The organism is Rhodophyticola porphyridii, from assembly GCF_003688285.1.
GTDB classification, from domain to species: Bacteria; Pseudomonadota; Alphaproteobacteria; order Rhodobacterales; family Rhodobacteraceae; genus Rhodophyticola; species Rhodophyticola porphyridii.
Map to the genome: position 1 here is coordinate 76,011 of NZ_RCNT01000009.1, position 16,105 is coordinate 92,115.

Consider the following 16,105-nt stretch of genomic DNA (forward strand, 5'->3'; position numbering starts at 1 on the left):
ACCCGTTGAGGTAGATGACATGGCGAATTCCTCCGGCAATGACTCGAAGAACACGCTTTACTGTTCGTTTTGCGGCAAGAGCCAGCACGAGGTGCGCAAGCTGATTGCGGGGCCAACCGTCTTCATCTGCGATGAATGCGTCGAGCTTTGCATGGATATCATCCGGGAAGAGACGAAATCGGCGGGATTGAAAGCCACCGATGGCGTGCCAAGCCCGAAGGAGATTTGCGAAGTCCTCGATGACTATGTGATCGGGCAAAGCCATGCGAAACGGGTTTTGTCGGTCGCGGTGCACAACCACTACAAGCGCCTCAACCATGCTGGCAAAACTGATATTGAACTGGCCAAATCGAACATCCTGCTGATCGGGCCTACCGGCTGTGGCAAGACGCTTCTGGCGCAGACGCTGGCCCGCATTCTGGACGTTCCCTTCACCATGGCCGATGCGACCACGCTGACCGAAGCGGGCTATGTGGGCGAGGATGTGGAGAACATCATCCTGAAGCTGTTGCAGGCCTCCGAATACAATGTGGACCGGGCGCAGCGTGGTATCGTGTACATCGACGAGGTCGACAAGATTACCCGCAAGTCCGACAACCCGTCGATCACCCGCGACGTCTCGGGCGAGGGTGTCCAGCAGGCGCTTCTGAAGATCATGGAAGGCACAGTGGCCTCCGTTCCGCCACAGGGTGGTCGTAAACACCCGCAGCAGGAATTCCTGCAGGTCGACACGACCAACATCCTGTTCATCTGCGGCGGGGCCTTCGCGGGCCTTGAAAAGATCATCGCCCAACGCGGCAAGGGCTCCGCCATCGGGTTCGGCGCCGATGTGAAAGAGAACGACACCCGCGGCGTGGGAGAGATGTTTGGAGAGCTGGAACCCGAAGACCTTCTGAAGTTCGGGCTGATCCCGGAGTTCGTGGGCCGTCTGCCGGTCATCGCCACACTGACCGATCTTGACGAGGATGCGCTGATCACAATCCTGACACAGCCCAAGAATGCCCTTGTGAAGCAGTATCAGCGGCTGTTCGAACTGGAAGACGCCAAGCTGAAGTTCACCGATGACGCCCTTGGCGCAATCGCGAAACGCGCGATTGCCCGCAAGACCGGTGCACGCGGTCTGCGTTCGATCATGGAGGATATTCTGCTTGATACCATGTTCGATCTGCCGGGCGCCGACGGGGTCGAAGAGGTTGTGGTGAATGAGGAGGCGGTGACCTCCGACGCGCAGCCTTTGCTGATCTACGCGGAACGTTCGAAAGAAGAGCCGGCCAGCGCCGGATGATCCGGCGGATCCGATCAGGAAGCGCCTTCGAAGACAGGTTCTCTTACTGCCGTTCCGTGGTTGCCGGCGGGACGGTCTATGTTGCCGGATCTTGTGCCCATAGCGACGACATGCCGACGGATATCGTCGGGCAATGTGCTTCCGCGTTGCGGATCGTCGAGGCGGCGCTTCGGGACGCCGGAACAGACCTGCAGCATGTGGTGCGCGTCGTCTATTACCTGACCGATATCCGGGAGTTCGAAGATTGTGTGCCGCTGCTGCGCGACGCCTTTGGTGCGCATCCCCCCGCAGCCTCGATCATCGAGGCCAAACTGATCGACCCTGCGGATCGCATCGAGATCGAGGTGACGGCTGTTTTGCCGAGCCAGGCGCCGTTCAGCGCAGCCAGAGATTCTCGCGCTTGAGCGTGTTGCGAATGGCCTGTTCACGGCGCGGCAGGTTGTCCCGGTCGAAGAGCGCCCGCGCCTTCTGCCCCCTGCCCTGATAGATCATCCGTTTCATCGGCTCGTAGGCTTTCAGAACCTTCTTGATCCAGTTCGGGGCGGATACGTCCTCCAGCGCGTCGATGACGGATTGCGGCTCGCGCGCATAGAGAAGGGGCAGAAGCCGGTAGTGGCAGCTGGTGCTGCCGTCGAGCCAGCCCGGCTCCAGCGCATCGCGTCCGCCGCCAAGCGCGTGAATGACAAGCGGCAGCGCCACCTGATCGAGCCAGGGCCAGAGTGACTGGCAAACCAACTCGCGAGGCGGGTCATCCCGGATGGCAAGCGCATACTCCAGAAAGCGGTCGCCGAATACATGCGGACACTCATAATAGAAAAAGCCCGCGTTGAAATAGAGGTACCGTCGCCAGTACTCATTGGGCTCCCTCAGGTCGAGAGAACTTTCGAAGTCGAGGCCGAATTTCTCGTAGAGAGACCTCCAGATCTGCGTATAGCCGGGGCCATACAGCTCGATCTGCGGCCATGTCCCCTCCCGGCGGAGCGAGGCGGAAGGTCTGCCGAAATCGAACGGCACTTCGGAGAGATCTCCTGTGATCAGCGTATCCGTGTCGAAAAAGACAAACGGCTCTCTCCCGGGCAGCGCGGCCAATGCCTCGATCTTGTTGCCATGGGGATAGCTGTCGCCGAAATGCCGGCTTTCGAAGGGCAGTATCTCAACATCGAGCCGCCTGAACAGCTGTCGCACAGCCTCGTCATTGATGCGCGGATCCCTCGGCCATAACGGGCCCGGCTGCGGTTCGGCCACGAAAAGCCGGCCATTGAAGCCGGGGCTGTACTGGCGAAGGGACGCCGCGAAAAGCGCAGCCTCGTATTGCAGCCGGCCCGCTTGCGCGACGACGATAACGTTAAAGGGCTGGTCTGAAGGCATGTCCGCTCGCTGGCCGTTATGGCATCAGTGCAGTCTAGCCGATCGGCAGGTGTCATTCCAACCGCCGATCGGCAGATCCGCGACCGTCAGCTTTCCGCGTCGGCGACATGTGTTTTGACCGCAAGGAAACTGTCCGGCGTCACCGAGATCGTGTCGATACCCGCCTCCACCAGCAGCCGGGCAAAGGCCGGGTCGTTGCTGGGCGCCTGACCGCAAAGTCCTACCTTCGCTCCGGCGGCATGGGCGCGTTCGATCAGCGTTTTGATCATCCAGATCACCGCGGGGTCATCCTCCCGGAACAGATCAGCCAGCTCCTCACCGTCGCGGTCAATGCCAAGCGTCAACTGGGTCAGGTCATTGGACCCGATGGAAAACCCGTCGAACCGTTCGGCAAATTCATCGGCGCGGATCACATTGGACGGGATCTCCCCCATGACATAGACCTGCAGACCGTTCTCACCGCGGGCGAGCCCGTTTTCGGCCATCACCTCCAGCACGCGGTCGGCCTCCTCAGGTGTGCGGCAGAACGGGATCATCACGATGGCATTGTCGAAACCCATCGTCTCGCGGAGCATCTTGATGGCCCGGCATTCCAGCGCAAAACCTTCCCGATACCGTGGAGAGTAGTAGCGGGAGGCGCCACGAAAGCCGATCATCGGGTTTTCTTCCTTCGGCTCAAACGCATGCCCGCCCAGGAGCTCAGCGTATTCATTGGTTTTGAAATCACTCATCCGGATTATGACTGGCTTCGGATAGGCGACGGCGCATATCCGCGACAGGCCACGCGCCAGTGTCTCGACAAAGAACTCCGGCTTGGCGTCGTAGGCCTGCGTCAACTCCGCGATCTGCGCCTTTACCTCGTCATCGGGCAAAGTGTCGTAGTTCACCAACGCCATGGGGTGGACCTGAACGGCGCTGTTCACCACAAACTCCATCCGTGCGAGCCCCACGCCCTCTGACGGCAGCCGCCACCAGCGGAAGGCGGCGGACGGGTTGGCGAGGTTCAGCATGATCCGGGTCCTGGTCTCCGGCACGTGATCGAGACGAAGCTCCTCCACCTCATACTCCGCGATGCCGGCATGGATCAGGCCCGCATCTCCGCCCGAGCAATCTACCGTCACCTCCTGTTCGTCATGCAGTACGTGGGTTGCGATGCCCGTACCGACGATGGCGGGCAAGCCCAGTTCCCGGCTGACGATCGCCGCATGCGATGTCCGCCCGCCGTGATCGGTGATGATCGCCGCCGCGCGCTTCATGATCGGCACCCAGTCCGGATCGGTCGTGGAGGTGACAAGAATGGCGCCATCGACGAAGCGGTCGATGTCGCTGGCATGTTCGATCAGGCAAATCCGGCCCGCCGCAACCGCCGCTCCGACACTCAGACCTTTCAGAATGACCGGCCCGGCCTCTTTTATTGTATAAGATTTCATCGCACCGGTGTCCGCGCGCGACTGCACCGTTTCAGGACGGGCCTGAACAATGAAAAGCTCGCCCGTCTCGCCATCCTTGGCCCATTCCATATCCATCGGCTGACCGTAGTGGTCTTCGATCGTCGCGGCCTGACGGCCGAGTTCGAGGATTTCCGCGTCATTCAACACGAAGGAGGCCCGTTCCGCCCTGGATGTCGGAACGTTCTTGATGTCGCCGCCGGTCCGCCCGGCATAGATCATCTTCTTTTCCTTCGCGCCCAGTGTCTTTTCAACGATGGGCACCAGATCGGGTTGATTCAGAAGCGGTTTGTAGACCATGTATTCATCGGGGTTGACCGCGCCCTGAACGACGTTTTCACCAAGACCCCAGGCCGCGTTGATCAGCACAACCTTGTCAAAGCCGGTTTCCGTATCGATCGAGAACATCACGCCGGAGCCGCCGATATCCGAGCGCACCATGCGCTGCACCCCGATCGACAGCGCGACCTGGTTGTGATCGAAACCCTGGATCTGGCGATACGTGATCGCCCGGTCGGTAAACAGCGACGCATAGCACCGAGAACACGCCGCCAGCAACGCCGCTTCTCCGCGCACGTTCAGGAAGGTTTCCTGCTGGCCGGCAAAACTGGCGTCCGGCAAGTCCTCGGCCGTGGCGCTGGAGCGGACGGCAACGGGAATGTCCGAATGCCCGGAGCGTTCCGACAGTTCGTGATATGCCGCGACAATCGCGGCGCGGCTCGCTTCGGGCCAGTCGCCTTTGACGATCGCGGTGCGAATCGAGGAGCCGGCCTCCTGCAAGGTGATCTTGTGGGCAGCCAGATCCTCCATGGTATCGGCGATCAGCGCGTTCAGCTCATTGGCACGGATGAACTCGCGAAAGGCATCGGATGTGGTCGCAAATCCCGGCGGCACCTGAATGCCCTTGGCGCCAAGCTGCTGCACCATCTCGCCAAGGGAGCTGTTCTTGCCTCCGACCAGTGCCACATCTCCGCGGGACAGTGTTTCGAACCAGATCACAGTCTTGAGTTCAGTCTGCATTGCGCCCTCCTCGGCGTTTTGAATGTGCTGTCCGGCGTACTATGGCCGGATGCGGAGACACGCGAATTGAGGTGTGTCAATTTCAGCTGCAATGAATTCAGATAGAAATTCGGAGCCCCGGGGCTGATCCGGACCGATTTGCAAGACGAGGATGCGCATGACCAGAAATGATCAGATAGACAGCTTGTTGGCCCGTGTTGAAACGGCCGGCGCGGTGGATGAAGCGCTGCTGGAGGAGGTCTCGGCGGGAATCGCGGCAGAATTCCCCATGGCGGCCCAGATCGATCACAACGGTCACGCAGGCACCGATGCGGCGCTGCATCTGGTCGATACCTGTCTTCCGGGCTGGACGATTTCTCTCCGCGGCAAGGCGACCGAGCCGGACGGGCATTGGCGTTGCTCCCTGCGGGAAACGTCATCACGCGACAACGACGCGTTCGTCGGCGTGGGGCTGGGCCCGACCGTCGGCCATGCCTTGCTCATGGCTTTGCTGAAGCTGATCAGAAGCGGCGCCCACGCCCCCTCCGTCTGACCGCGCTGCGCCTCGGCGCCGGGTGTTGCGCCTTGCCGCTTCGGATGCATAGCCCAGTGGCAGCCGATCGGGATAAAGGTCCTCCGGAGCTGGATCGCCGGCGCGTCGAAGACGGCGCGCCCTAGGAGCGAGATTGCTGCATCACGTGCGATGGACCGTGATCGCCGGGTTCGGCGCGCGGTGATCCGGTTGCGTCTGCAGGAGCGCGGAAGCGTTATGTGCGCAGCCAGAATAAAGCCAACCGGAAAAGACTTGTGCGGACAGACTGCACGATCACTAAGCGGCGACCTGGAATCGACAATCTGCCGCCCGGGCTTGTAAGATCAAACCTTGGAGCTTTGACCTGTAACTGCCACTCTCTGTGAGGCCTTCCGGCAAAGCATTCGCACGTTTCTTACTTCCGCCCAAGATCGGTATGGCGGGAAAGCAAAGGGATGCGACCAAGCCACTGCATCGGGTTCAATCGCGTATCCAGGCCTCAACTCCGCGACGGCAGTATAGGGGATCAGGACGCAAACCCGCTCTGCTCAACGCTGCACGGCATCTCTTCATTCCATCGCGCCCGCAAATGTCTCGATGCAGTTCGACAACCACTACCCGAAAGCAAGACAGGTCCGCGTTCTCCAGCAAGGTCAGTTCCCCACCCTCAATATCCATCAGGAGGGCAGTTGGACGAAACTCTTCCACAATCCTGGAAAAGCTCACTGTCGGCACAGTTTCAAGCCGCATTCCTGGGATCGCGGCTCTCCCGTCATCCACGACCATTGAGCCGAGGTAGTCTTCAGCGACGGCAAACGCCATCTCGGCTGGCGCGTCACTGCCTGCCACGACAATACCGTGGCGGATTTCGGCCCTTTCCTCCAGGCCGTTGCGTGCATAAAGTTTTCTGGCTACCGGCACCATATTCGAGTTGGCTTCGAAACTCAGAAGTGCATCGACATCGCAATTCAGAGCCACCGCACTTCCCACGATTCCGGATCCCGCGCCAAGTTCCAGCAACCGGTCGCTGTTTCGAATGTGCCCGAACGCACTTCTCACCTCTTGGCGCTCATAAAAGCCATCGCGGAGCGATCTGAGTTTTTTCCTATCGAGATGAGCACCTGCCGGAACTTCCACGCCCCAGTAATGCGCCAGGGCTGCCGGTTTTCGCAGTGGTTCGCTACGGTTGACTGGCAAGTAGCCGTGGCTTTTCATGTCATGAGCGATTGATTTTGAAGATGGCAGGTCAAGACTGGCATGCGTGTCATCTTCCAAAGCTGCGCCAAACCCTCGAAGCGCCTCAAAAAGATGCTTGGGGTCTAGCTCCCCATGACTCTTTGATGTCGCGCGGTTAAGTTTTGCTGGCCGCCATTCACGTACGACCGCGTCAAACACTTTCAAATCAACCTCGGCCATTGCACGAAGCTGGCGCTGACCTACGGCGACGGAACCAGTTCTGAAACGGCGCTGGATTGAGGCCGCAACCTGTCCGGGTTGGGCGACGAGGCCAAACAAGTGAACAGCCGAACCATCATCAAAGATGATGCGCTTGGCGCCTCTATACAGGCTGATTTGCTCTGTGAGGCTAATCCGTTCTGGCCGCAGCACTCGAAACCCGCGATCGGACAGATATTGCTCAAGTGCGACATCGCCTAGAATGCGCCCCTTCTTCGTTTTGCTGAGCCCAGCACGGGAGACATACAGTCGTTTTGGCGAGCTCGCTTCGGGTTCGGGCCAAGTCCGGCTTTGCAGGAAAAGGCGAAATTCGGGGGTGCCCGTTTCCAGCGCACCGGTGCCAAAACCCTGCTCCGGCACGATCAGGCGATCAACACGTGTGGGTCGCGTCAATACCTGCCTGCGCATCCCTGGCGCCAGGATATCAAGAAACTCCGCCTGAAAGCCTGTTTCAACTCGATCACGATCAGCGGGCCCCTTTGGCACGAACAATAGTGAGGCAAACGACTCGGGTGGGGCGTGAATCGGCCAAAGCCGGGAAAGGCTCTCGACCAGGAAATGGCCGAAATGCCAAGACATGATCCCGGCAAAAAGGTGAGTTCCGGCGATATGCTCTTCAGGCTCGATGGGAGCGGGCGGCGAAAAGAGAGCAACGTCTCCACGAAAGATCGTACTTTCAGGGACGAAACGTCCATCCGCATCCAAAACCCCCAGACCGCCGTCACCCCTTGCGTTGGGCACAATCACTGCGTCATCGATAATCTGCATACAACGCACATCCCACTACTCAGACGAAATTGCTGGGCCTAATCGTATCTGCAAGGGTTGTAGGTGCGTTCGGTCCGGCGTTCAACGCATGTATCGACTGTATGAACGGTGTGCCGCCGGAAGGGCAGAGCGAGCGATTTATCGAACCGCCGCAACCACCTTTCGCTTCAAGGCGTTGGGGGGCAAACCCCAAAGTGCGGGATGGTGGGCGACCCTGGAATCGAACCAGGCGTGCGTCTCCGCGAGGGAGTTACAGTCCCCTGCCACACCTTGCGGCCTGTCGCCCAACGTTGCGCGAAATATCGGGCGGGGACGGGGGCGTCAAGGGTCAACTCGCGCCATGATCTTCACGCCGTTCCCGTCGGGGTCGCGAAACTCCAGCGATTGGCTGCCATCGGCGTTTTCATGGATCTCCGCATCGGTTGCATCCTGATCTATACGGTCTTTCAGGGCCGGAAGGTCAGGGGCGAAAAGCTGAAAATCAAGGTCATGGCCCGGCAGGCCCGCGCCGCCGCCCTTGCCGGGGATATAAAGCGCGACCGGAAGGCTTCCGAGCATGAACTGGGTCCAGCCGAATTCCGCGCTGTGGAAGACCGGGGTCGCCTCGAAAAGTTTGGAATAGAACGCCTTGGCGCGGTCCAGGTTGGTGACCGGAATCTTCAGAAGCGCAAGCGACAGCATGGGGTGACCCTTTCATGGGAGCCGCTTTAGCTTGCACTCCCGTTTGGCGCGACGCAAGGTCTGCGCCGGAGGTGAGCGGATGGCCAAGAAACCCACCTGGGTGATCGAGAAAGAGCAGGCGAGACGGGCCGCGGCGGCGGAAACGGTATGGCTTTTCGGCTTGCATGCCGTGCGCGACGCGCTTGAAAACCCGGCGCGGATCAAATTGCGGCTGGTGGTGACCAAGAATGCCGCCGACAAGCTGGCGGAGGCGATCGCGGCAAGCGGCGTGACGCCTGATTTGGCCGATCCGCGCAAGTTCTCGGCCCCGCTGGACCCGGGCTCGGTTCATCAGGGCGCGGCGCTGGAGGTGAAACAGCTCGACTGGGGGCCGCTGTCGGACATCGCGGTGTCGGGGGACGGGGCCGCGCGGCTGCTTTTGCTCGACCGGGTAACCGATCCTCACAATGTCGGGGCGATCCTGCGCTCCGCAGAGGTGTTCGGCGCGCGCGCGGTGATCGCACCGGCCCGCCACTCGGCGCCCGAAACCGGGGCCCTGGCCAAGACCGCTTCGGGCGCATTGGAACGTCAGCCCTATCTGCGGGTGAAGAACCTGGGCGACACGATGCTGGAGCTGCGCAAGCTGGGATATGTACTGCTCGGGCTCGATGGCGCGGGCGAGGTCGAGATCGGGGACGCGGCGACGACGTTCCGCGACCGGCCCATCGCACTGGTTCTGGGCGCTGAGGGGCCGGGTCTGAGGGAGAGGACGCGGGAGTTGTGCGACCAATTGGTTCGCATCCCGGCGGTTGGCGATTTCGGGTCGCTGAATGTTTCAAATGCGGCGGCCGTCTCCCTATATGCAGTGGCGAGAGGATAGCGCCATGCCCAACGGAACCAAGATCGCGACCTGCTGTTATTGCAGTTCACGCACGATGCTGAAGCTGACGGCGCGGGGCGGGCATGAACTTGCCTGCGGGTCCTGCGGGGCGCCGCTTCACGAGATGAAAGCGTTGAAACAGACCGAAAGCCCCGCGGTCAAACGCAGCCCTCCGCAAGCCGGACCTTATGTGGAGTATGTTCACGGTCCGCCCCGCCGGAAGACGAAACGCAAGCGCCGCAAGCCGATGTGGAAGAAGGCGCTCGAGGAAGCGTTCGATCTGGTCGAGGATATCTTCGACTAGAGCGGCCCGGACACGGCAGGTCACGCTTGCGTCAGGGGGGATTTCGCCGCCGGACCCGACAGGCATAGTGGGATGATATACCCATTGACCGAGCAAACGGAGCCATTTCCCATGCTGACCCGACGGACCACTCTGCGCCTTTTCGCCGCCACACCACTGATCGCCATGGCCCCCGCCGCCATGGCCGGCGAGCCCCCGATCTACGCGGAAGGGGGCATTGCCATCGACGGGGCGGATGCGGTGGCGTATTTCACCCAGAATGCGCCCGTGCCGGGTACGGCCGATCACAGCCATGACTGGATGGGCGCGCGTTGGCAGTTTTCCAGCGCGGCCAATCGCGACATGTTTGCGGCTGACCCCGAAAGCTATGCTCCTGCTTTTGGCGGATATTGCGCCTTTGCGGCGTCCCGCGGGTATCTCGCACCGACCATTCCCGAGGCCTGGACCGTATACGAGGACCGCCTGTATCTGAACGCCAATCTGCGCGCGCGGGAGCTCTGGCTGGCCGAGTTGCCGGGCGTCATCGCCGCAGGTGAGGCGAACTGGCCCGCGATTCTTGGTTGAAGTTCCACCATCACAAAAACGTGCTTGGCCTTTAAAAGCTTCAAGCGTTGCCTAAATACAACTTATGACGCGGCGGTTCGGAACACCGCCCGTCCATCACTGTCCCTCGTTCCGTGACTTGCGCCCGCTGCGTTTTTGCTGCGGGCGCTTTTTTCATGTGCTAGTCCATGGCCATGACCGAAATTCCATCTGACGACCTGCTGCGAAAAATCCTCAAGGAAAGCAAAAGCTTCGCCTGTGTCGGCGTGTCCCCGAACCCGGTGCGCCCAAGCCATTACGTGGCGCGCTACCTGTCGCTGAAGGGGTATCGCGTGATCCCGGTGAACCCGGGCCAGCTTGGCAAGCTGTTGTTCGGGGCAGATGTCGTGGCCAACCTTTCCGACATCGCCGAACCGGTGGATGTGGTGGATATCTTTCGCAGACCCGAGGCGGTTCCGGCCATTGTCGAGGCCGCGCTGGCGATGGAGTCGCGCCCGAAAACCATCTGGATGCAGATCGGCGTGACCCATCCGGAGGCCGCTGCGCGGGCGGAGGCGGCGGGTATTCAGGTGATCCAGAACCGCTGCCCCAAGATCGAGTACCAGCGTTTGTTCGGAGAACTGCGGATGGGCGGATTCGCGACCGGTATCATCAGTTCGAAACTTTGAGCCGCGCGTTTCCTTCCTGAACCAGCCGGACAGCTCCGTTGCAAGCGGGATTGGTGGGTTCGCCGCGCGATCTCCGCGGGTTTTCGCCCCCAATCGGCATGACCCATGAACCCATGAACCGGGCAGACTTGCAGGCGCTGGCGCCGTTTCAAGGTCTGGTGATGCGCCGGCCGGGCGGTATGTCAGATCCGGGAGGCCTTTTCGTCGAGGCCCGAGCGATCCTCCCGATGCTCAAGCTCGGCCAGCACGTCGGCCAGCGTCAGGTCCGACGCCGCCAGCATCACGAGAAAATGGTACAGGACGTCCGCCCCCTCGCTGGCCAGCGCTGCGCGGTCGCCTTTCACCGCCTCCACGATCGCTTCGATCGCTTCCTCGCCAAATTTCCGGGCGCAGGCCTCAGGCCCCTTCGACAGAAGCTGCGCGGTCCAGCTTTTTTCGGGATCGGCCAGTTTGCGGGCTGCGACGGTTTCGGCCAATCGGTCCAGTACGCTCATGATAACCTCATCGGAATGCCGGCTTTGGCCATGTGGGCCTTGGCCTCGGCGATGGTGTGGTCGCCGAAATGGAAGATCGATGCGGCCAGAACGGCGCTGGCATGGCCCTCGGTCACCCCTTCGACAAGATGATCCAGTGTGCCGACCCCGCCCGAGGCGATCACCGGGATCGGGACCGCATCGGCGATGGCGCGGGTCAGCGGCAGGTTGAAGCCCGCCCGTGTACCGTCGCGATCCATCGAGGTCAGCAGGATCTCGCCCGCGCCCTTCGCGGCAACGGTTACGGCGAATTCGACCGCGTCGATGCCCGTCGGTTTGCGCCCGCCATGAGTGAAGATCTCCCATGTGCCGGGTGCTACGGTTTTCGCGTCAATCGCCACGACGATGCATTGGGAGCCGAACCTGTCCGCGGCGCGCGCCACGACGTCGGGGTCCGCGACAGCGGCGGAATTGAAACTCACCTTGTCCGCGCCGGCCAGCAGCAACGCGCGCACATCGTCCACCGTGCGGACCCCGCCGCCGATGGTGAGGGGCATGAAACATTGCTCCGCCGTGCGGGTCGCCAGATCATACATCGTGCCGCGGTTTTCATGGGTCGCGTGGATGTCGAGAAAGCAAAGCTCATCGGCCCCCGCCGCGTCATAGGCCCGCGCACTTTCCACCGGGTCGCCGGCATCGACCAGATCGACGAAGTTCACGCCCTTGACCACGCGCCCGTCAGCCACGTCGAGGCAGGGAATGATCCGGGTTTTCAGCATGAAGGTGCCTTTCCGTCAGTGACACGGCTTTCTTTATGGCCAAAGCGCGGCACAGGCCAGAGGCGCGTGGAGACGGAGCGCGATGAAACGGCGCGCTAGTGGCCCGGAGGCCGCCTGCGACCGGAGACCGCCAGCCAGGTGAGCGCCAGGGCCGCACCGATGGCCACCGGCAGCGACAGGAGCAGGACCCAGGCCGCGTTGAACGCTTTGGTCAGGTCCGGCCCCCGATCCACCCCGTTCACGATACAGGACGTGGCAAAACCGCCATGGACAGTGCAGCCGTGGCGCGCGGCGAAGGCCTCGGCCCAGAACGGCCCGGCAATCGGCAGCAGGCAAGCGATCAGCAGCAGGCTGAGCAGGATATGGGCCAGCTTGCGCATCTGAATGTCCTTTCGCGAAGTGGAACGCTACCGGTAGGACGGGTCGGGCCGGGAAAAGGTTCAACCGGGATGCGGCGCGTCGCGCCCGCAGGGATCGGCACGCCCCCCCCCGAGACAGGCCACGGATGGCCCCGAGGGCCTGTGCGCCCCGCCTAGCGCGTCAGGGCCGCCAGTGCCGCAGCAAGATCCAGCGCCCCGTCATAGAGCGCGCGGCCCGAGATCGCGCCGGCGATAACGCCCGTATCCCGCAACGCCACCAGATCGGAGAGGGAGGAGACCCCCCCCGACGCGATCACCGGGATCGTGGTGGCGCGCGCCAGATCGGCAGTGGCCGCCACATTCGGGCCCTGCATCGCGCCATCGCGGTTTATGTCGGTATAGATGATCGCGGCCACGCCCGCATCTTCGAAGCTGCGCGCCAGGTCGGTCACCATCAGGTCCGTCTCCTCGGCCCAGCCCCGCGTGGCCACACGGCCCTCGCGCGCATCGAGCCCGACCGCGACCTGCCCCGGGAAGGCTTTCGCCGCCGCGCGTACAAGATCGGGGTCCTCCACGGCCACGGTGCCCAGTATCACCCGCGCAATCCCGCGCGCGAGCCACATCTCGATGGTGGCCATATCCCGGATGCCGCCGCCCAGTTGCGCGGGCACCGTGGTTTCCGCAAGGATCTTCTCGACCGCTGCACCATTCACGGGCTGGCCTTCGAACGCGCCATTCAGATCGACCAGATGCAGCCACTGACATCCGGCATCCTGAAAGGCCCGGGCCTGAGCCGCGGGGTCGTCATTGAACACCGTCGTCTTGTCCATATCCCCCTTCAGCAGGCGCACGGCCTGGCCATCCTTCAGGTCAATCGCGGGGTAGAGGATCATCTGTGCGGCCTTTCACGGGTCGGGATCGGCACCTTTTGGCCCAGACATCGCCGATTGCCAAGCCGGCCCGGCAAGTGCCCCTTACGTCAGGCTTGCCTTGAGGCCCGCACTTGCAGCAACATTGCTTCAGTCTGCGGGAGGAGACCATGATGAAACATATGATTTTGGCCGCCGTGGCGAGCCTTGCATTTGCCGGGGTGGCGCATGCGGACGATCTGATCGGCAACTGGCGCACGGCGCCGGACGACAATGGCAATACCGGGATCATCCAGGTCCAGCAATGCGGTGCGGCGCTCTGCGGCACGCTGATCGAGGCCTTTGATGCCTCGGGTGCGACGATGACCTCGGAAAATGTCGGTCGCCAGATCATCTGGGATACGGTGCCCGAGGGCGGCGGCGAATATCGCGGACGGCTCTATTCGCCAGACCGCGACCGCACCTATCGTTCACGGTTGCAGCTCTCCGGTGATCAGCTGGTCGTATCGGGCTGTGTCATGGGCGGGGCCGTGTGCCGCGAAGGCGGACGCTGGCAACGGGTGAACTGACGTCGGGGCCTTCTTCGGGGCGTCTCTTCCGGATCTGGTAGGCTACCCTCTACAAAGAGGTTGGTTGGCGGATGTGCCACGGCTCTGCAGGAGCCGGGCGCAATCCGTCAGGGTGTCCAGCCCAGAAAGTTGGAAATCAGGCGCAAGCCCGCGCGTTGGCTCTTTTCCGGGTGAAACTGTGTCCCGACCACGTTGCCGCGCCCCACGATCGCCGTCACCGGACCGCCATAATCGACATGGGCCAGAAGATCCTCCGCGGCGGCCACCTGCATGTGGTAGGAATGCACGAAATAGGCGTGATCGCCCGTTGCAAGCCCGGACAGGACCGGGTGAGCGCGGTCGATAACCAGGTCGTTCCAGCCCATATGCGGCACCTTCATCCCCGGCTCTGCGGGGGCAATTCGCACAACTTCGCCCGGCACCCAGCCAAACCCCGCCACATCCTCGTATTCGCGCCCCCAGGAGGCCAGCATCTGCATGCCCACACAGATGCCCAGGAACGGTACGCCGCGGGTCTCCACCGCCTCGACAATCGCCTCTTCCAGGCCGTCGATCGCCTGCAACCCACGGCGGCAGGCCGGAAATGCCCCGTCGCCGGGCAGCACGATCCGCGACGCGGCCGCCACATCCTCGGGCCGGTCCGTGACGATCACCGGGGCATGACCGCCCTCGCGCGCCATACGCTGAAACGCCTTCTCCGCCGAATGCAGATTGCCGCTGTCGTAATCGATCAGAACGGTGGTCATCCGGTCACAGGGAGCCTTTTGTGGAGGGCACGGCATCGGCCTTGCGCGGGTCAATCTCCACAGCCTCACGCAGCGCGCGGGCGACCGCCTTGAACGCAGCCTCCGCGATATGATGGCTGTTGATCCCGTGCAAGCCGTCCACATGCAGGGTGATCCCGCCATGGGTGGCCAGCGCCTGAAAGAACTCACGCACGAGTTCGGTATCGAAGGTGCCGATACTGGACGTTGGCATTTCCAGATGCCAGACCAGATAGGGACGCCCGGAGAGATCGAGCGCCGCGCGAACCAGCGCGTCATCCATCGGCAGAAGGCAGGCGCCGTAGCGCCGGATGCCGCGTTTGTCGCCAAGGGCCTGCGTCAGCGCCTGACCAAGGGCGATGCCGACATCCTCCACACTGTGGTGGTCGTCGATATGCAGATCGCCCGCGCAGCGCACGCTCATGTCGATCAGCGCGTGGCGCGCCAGCTGGTCGAGCATGTGATCGAAAAAACCCACGCCGGTCTGATTGTCATAGGCGCCGCTGCCGTCGAGATTGATCTCGACGCTGATATCGGTTTCCGCCGTCTTGCGAGTGATCTTTGCGCTGCGCATCCTGCGCCTCCGGTTGCGGTGTCGGCGCGGTTATAGGTGGGCACGGACGCGCTGCCTAGGGGCAGGTCTTCGCTGATGGCGAAAAGGTTGCAATTTGAACAGTATCCACCTCACAGCGTGGAATGCAGGAGGTGCCCGGGCCGGTGGCTGAGCCGGACGGTGGTCACGGCCGATGCGTGATCCCATGTGGTGCGGGTCAGAACAAGGCCGGCGTCGCCCGCAGCCACCTGCAAGGCGGCCGCGGTTTGTGGCGGCAGGGGTTCCGCCGCGATGGTCAGATTGCCATGGGTGTAGGGCGCATGGGTCAACAGCCATTCATTGGCGCTGATCCGGGTGAAATCGGCGGTCTCCGCCCCGAGCACGACGGCCGGATTGATCCAGCGATCCTCAAGCAGATATGGCCGCGCATCCGCGAGATGACACGCGAGCAGATGCACAAGCGGCGTGCCGGTCTCGATCCGCAAAGCGGCGCGGATCGAGGCCGGCGCCGGGCCGATCTGCCGCGAGATCAGGCGATAGCCGTACCGGGCGCCCCGATCTTCGATGTCCCGGCGGATCAGCGGGATCTCGATCACTGCCTTGCCGACCGGATGCAGAGTGACCCGCGTGCCGGCCTTTCGGCGCCGGTCCAGAAGCCCGGTTTCCGCCAGGGTGCGCAGGGCCCGGTTGACCGTGGCCCGCGCACAGCCGAATTCCTGGGCCAGATCGGTCTCGTTCGGGATCAGGTCGCCCGGTTTCCACTGTCGGGTGTGAATGCGGCGCAGCACCTCGTCATGGATCTCCTGCCACGAATTCATCGCCGTTCCTG

19 protein-coding genes and 1 tRNA gene are annotated in these 16,105 nt (G+C 62.4%); 8 read left to right on the forward strand and 12 right to left on the reverse strand.

Features of this window, described 5'->3' with window-relative positions:
- Positions 1-19: 19 nt before the first annotated feature.
- Complete coding sequence (clpX, locus tag D9R08_RS16260; protein ID WP_121899123.1) at positions 20-1,285, forward strand: ATP-dependent Clp protease ATP-binding subunit ClpX; 1,266 nt, start codon at positions 20-22, stop codon at positions 1,283-1,285.
- The gene (locus tag D9R08_RS16265) at positions 1,282-1,689 is read left to right on the forward strand and encodes a Rid family hydrolase (protein WP_121899124.1); all 408 of its coding nucleotides are present in this window, start codon (positions 1,282-1,284) and stop codon (positions 1,687-1,689) included. The genes clpX and D9R08_RS16265 overlap by 4 nt, the downstream gene beginning before the upstream one ends.
- Here D9R08_RS16265 and D9R08_RS16270 read toward each other — a convergent pair.
- Both D9R08_RS16270 and ppsA read right to left on the reverse strand, forming a co-directional pair.
- The gene (locus D9R08_RS16270) at positions 1,661-2,653 is read right to left on the reverse strand and encodes a hypothetical protein (protein WP_121899125.1); all 993 of its coding nucleotides are present in this window, start codon (positions 2,651-2,653) and stop codon (positions 1,661-1,663) included. The two genes, D9R08_RS16265 and D9R08_RS16270, sit on opposite strands and share 29 nt — an antisense overlap.
- Positions 2,654-2,739: 86 nt before the next feature.
- Positions 2,740-5,121, reverse strand: a complete 2,382-nt coding sequence (gene ppsA, locus D9R08_RS16275; protein WP_121899126.1) for a phosphoenolpyruvate synthase — start codon at positions 5,119-5,121, stop codon at positions 2,740-2,742.
- Between the two features lie 157 nt (positions 5,122-5,278).
- Here ppsA and D9R08_RS16280 point away from each other — a divergent pair, with 157 nt between their 5' ends.
- Positions 5,279-5,653 (forward strand): hypothetical protein, encoded by a 375-nt coding sequence (locus D9R08_RS16280; protein WP_121899127.1) that lies wholly within the window; start codon positions 5,279-5,281, stop codon positions 5,651-5,653.
- A 459-nt stretch (positions 5,654-6,112) separates the two neighbouring features.
- Here D9R08_RS16280 and D9R08_RS16285 read toward each other — a convergent pair whose 3' ends face one another.
- The 3 genes from D9R08_RS16285 to D9R08_RS16290 form a co-directional block, all read right to left on the reverse strand.
- On the reverse strand, positions 6,113-7,855 hold the full coding sequence (locus D9R08_RS16285; protein WP_121899128.1) for a glycosyltransferase 61 family protein: 1,743 nt from the start codon (positions 7,853-7,855) through the stop codon (positions 6,113-6,115).
- A gap of 202 nt (positions 7,856-8,057) precedes the next feature.
- A tRNA-Tyr gene (locus D9R08_RS19170) sits at positions 8,058-8,141 on the reverse strand.
- 35 nt (positions 8,142-8,176) lie between these two features.
- Entirely contained in the window at positions 8,177-8,536 is a 360-nt protein-coding gene (locus D9R08_RS16290) for a VOC family protein (RefSeq protein WP_121899129.1), read from the reverse strand.
- Positions 8,537-8,615: 79 nt separating this feature from the next.
- Between D9R08_RS16290 and rlmB the strand changes: the two genes are divergently transcribed.
- The 4 genes from rlmB to D9R08_RS16310 all read left to right on the forward strand — a co-directional run bounded on the left by rlmB (position 8,616) and on the right by D9R08_RS16310 (position 10,910).
- Positions 8,616-9,395: a 23S rRNA (guanosine(2251)-2'-O)-methyltransferase RlmB gene (gene rlmB, locus D9R08_RS16295; protein WP_121899130.1), complete on the forward strand. Its 780-nt coding sequence runs from the start codon at positions 8,616-8,618 to the stop codon at positions 9,393-9,395.
- Positions 9,396-9,399: 4 nt separating this feature from the next.
- Complete coding sequence (locus D9R08_RS16300; protein ID WP_121899131.1) at positions 9,400-9,699, forward strand: hypothetical protein; 300 nt, start codon at positions 9,400-9,402, stop codon at positions 9,697-9,699.
- Between the two features lie 111 nt (positions 9,700-9,810).
- Positions 9,811-10,263: a YHS domain-containing (seleno)protein gene (locus D9R08_RS16305; protein ID WP_121899132.1), complete on the forward strand. Its 453-nt coding sequence runs from the start codon at positions 9,811-9,813 to the stop codon at positions 10,261-10,263.
- Positions 10,264-10,436: 173 nt separating this feature from the next.
- Entirely contained in the window at positions 10,437-10,910 is a 474-nt protein-coding gene (locus tag D9R08_RS16310; protein ID WP_199709402.1) for a CoA-binding protein, read from the forward strand.
- Positions 10,911-11,092: 182 nt separating this feature from the next.
- On the opposite strand, the gene D9R08_RS16315 is transcribed toward D9R08_RS16310, so the two are convergent.
- From D9R08_RS16315 to hisA, 4 genes are all read right to left on the reverse strand, one after another.
- Positions 11,093-11,404, reverse strand: a complete 312-nt coding sequence (locus D9R08_RS16315; protein WP_121899133.1) for a phosphoribosyl-ATP diphosphatase — start codon at positions 11,402-11,404, stop codon at positions 11,093-11,095.
- Entirely contained in the window at positions 11,401-12,162 is a 762-nt protein-coding gene (hisF, locus tag D9R08_RS16320) for an imidazole glycerol phosphate synthase subunit HisF (protein WP_121899134.1), read from the reverse strand. The genes D9R08_RS16315 and hisF overlap by 4 nt, the downstream gene beginning before the upstream one ends.
- A gap of 95 nt (positions 12,163-12,257) precedes the next feature.
- Positions 12,258-12,542: a hypothetical protein gene (locus D9R08_RS16325; protein ID WP_121899135.1), complete on the reverse strand. Its 285-nt coding sequence runs from the start codon at positions 12,540-12,542 to the stop codon at positions 12,258-12,260.
- A gap of 152 nt (positions 12,543-12,694) precedes the next feature.
- Positions 12,695-13,414, reverse strand: coding sequence for a 1-(5-phosphoribosyl)-5-[(5-phosphoribosylamino)methylideneamino]imidazole-4-carboxamide isomerase (hisA, locus tag D9R08_RS16330; RefSeq protein WP_121899136.1), 720 nt, complete (start codon positions 13,412-13,414; stop codon positions 12,695-12,697).
- A gap of 149 nt (positions 13,415-13,563) precedes the next feature.
- Here hisA and D9R08_RS16335 point away from each other — a divergent pair, with 149 nt between their 5' ends.
- Complete coding sequence (locus D9R08_RS16335; protein ID WP_121899226.1) at positions 13,564-13,959, forward strand: DUF2147 domain-containing protein; 396 nt, start codon at positions 13,564-13,566, stop codon at positions 13,957-13,959.
- A 107-nt stretch (positions 13,960-14,066) separates the two neighbouring features.
- Here the strand turns inward: D9R08_RS16335 and hisH are convergent, their stop codons facing one another.
- From hisH to D9R08_RS16350, 3 genes are all read right to left on the reverse strand, one after another.
- Positions 14,067-14,705, reverse strand: coding sequence for an imidazole glycerol phosphate synthase subunit HisH (gene hisH / locus D9R08_RS16340; RefSeq protein ID WP_121899137.1), 639 nt, complete (start codon positions 14,703-14,705; stop codon positions 14,067-14,069).
- A 4-nt stretch (positions 14,706-14,709) separates the two neighbouring features.
- Positions 14,710-15,297 (reverse strand): imidazoleglycerol-phosphate dehydratase HisB, encoded by a 588-nt coding sequence (gene hisB / locus D9R08_RS16345; protein WP_121899138.1) that lies wholly within the window; start codon positions 15,295-15,297, stop codon positions 14,710-14,712.
- A 110-nt stretch (positions 15,298-15,407) separates the two neighbouring features.
- The gene (locus D9R08_RS16350) at positions 15,408-16,094 is read right to left on the reverse strand and encodes a GntR family transcriptional regulator (protein WP_121899139.1); all 687 of its coding nucleotides are present in this window, start codon (positions 16,092-16,094) and stop codon (positions 15,408-15,410) included.
- Positions 16,095-16,105 lie beyond the last annotated feature (11 nt).

What these genes read in the sequence shown, in the direction of transcription:
- hisF (WP_121899134.1), bottom strand. Translation starts at nt 12,162, where the DNA reads ATGCTGAAAACCCGGATCATTCCCTGCCTCGACGTGGCTGACGGGCGC.
- rlmB (WP_121899130.1), top strand. Translation starts at nt 8,616, where the DNA reads ATGGCCAAGAAACCCACCTGGGTGATCGAGAAAGAGCAGGCGAGACGG.
- D9R08_RS16315 (WP_121899133.1), bottom strand. Translation starts at nt 11,404, where the DNA reads ATGAGCGTACTGGACCGATTGGCCGAAACCGTCGCAGCCCGCAAACTG.
- clpX (WP_121899123.1), top strand. Translation starts at nt 20, where the DNA reads ATGGCGAATTCCTCCGGCAATGACTCGAAGAACACGCTTTACTGTTCG.
- ppsA (WP_121899126.1), bottom strand. Translation starts at nt 5,121, where the DNA reads ATGCAGACTGAACTCAAGACTGTGATCTGGTTCGAAACACTGTCCCGC.
- D9R08_RS16310 (WP_199709402.1), top strand. Translation starts at nt 10,437, where the DNA reads ATGACCGAAATTCCATCTGACGACCTGCTGCGAAAAATCCTCAAGGAA.
- D9R08_RS16270 (WP_121899125.1), bottom strand. Translation starts at nt 2,653, where the DNA reads ATGCCTTCAGACCAGCCCTTTAACGTTATCGTCGTCGCGCAAGCGGGC.
- D9R08_RS16350 (WP_121899139.1), bottom strand. Translation starts at nt 16,094, where the DNA reads ATGAATTCGTGGCAGGAGATCCATGACGAGGTGCTGCGCCGCATTCAC.
- D9R08_RS16265 (WP_121899124.1), top strand. Translation starts at nt 1,282, where the DNA reads ATGATCCGGCGGATCCGATCAGGAAGCGCCTTCGAAGACAGGTTCTCT.
- D9R08_RS16335 (WP_121899226.1), top strand. Translation starts at nt 13,564, where the DNA reads ATGAAACATATGATTTTGGCCGCCGTGGCGAGCCTTGCATTTGCCGGG.
- D9R08_RS16325 (WP_121899135.1), bottom strand. Translation starts at nt 12,542, where the DNA reads ATGCGCAAGCTGGCCCATATCCTGCTCAGCCTGCTGCTGATCGCTTGC.
- D9R08_RS16305 (WP_121899132.1), top strand. Translation starts at nt 9,811, where the DNA reads ATGCTGACCCGACGGACCACTCTGCGCCTTTTCGCCGCCACACCACTG.
- D9R08_RS16285 (WP_121899128.1), bottom strand. Translation starts at nt 7,855, where the DNA reads ATGCAGATTATCGATGACGCAGTGATTGTGCCCAACGCAAGGGGTGAC.
- hisB (WP_121899138.1), bottom strand. Translation starts at nt 15,297, where the DNA reads ATGCGCAGCGCAAAGATCACTCGCAAGACGGCGGAAACCGATATCAGC.
- hisA (WP_121899136.1), bottom strand. Translation starts at nt 13,414, where the DNA reads ATGATCCTCTACCCCGCGATTGACCTGAAGGATGGCCAGGCCGTGCGC.
- D9R08_RS16280 (WP_121899127.1), top strand. Translation starts at nt 5,279, where the DNA reads ATGACCAGAAATGATCAGATAGACAGCTTGTTGGCCCGTGTTGAAACG.
- D9R08_RS16300 (WP_121899131.1), top strand. Translation starts at nt 9,400, where the DNA reads ATGCCCAACGGAACCAAGATCGCGACCTGCTGTTATTGCAGTTCACGC.
- D9R08_RS16290 (WP_121899129.1), bottom strand. Translation starts at nt 8,536, where the DNA reads ATGCTGTCGCTTGCGCTTCTGAAGATTCCGGTCACCAACCTGGACCGC.
- hisH (WP_121899137.1), bottom strand. Translation starts at nt 14,705, where the DNA reads ATGACCACCGTTCTGATCGATTACGACAGCGGCAATCTGCATTCGGCG.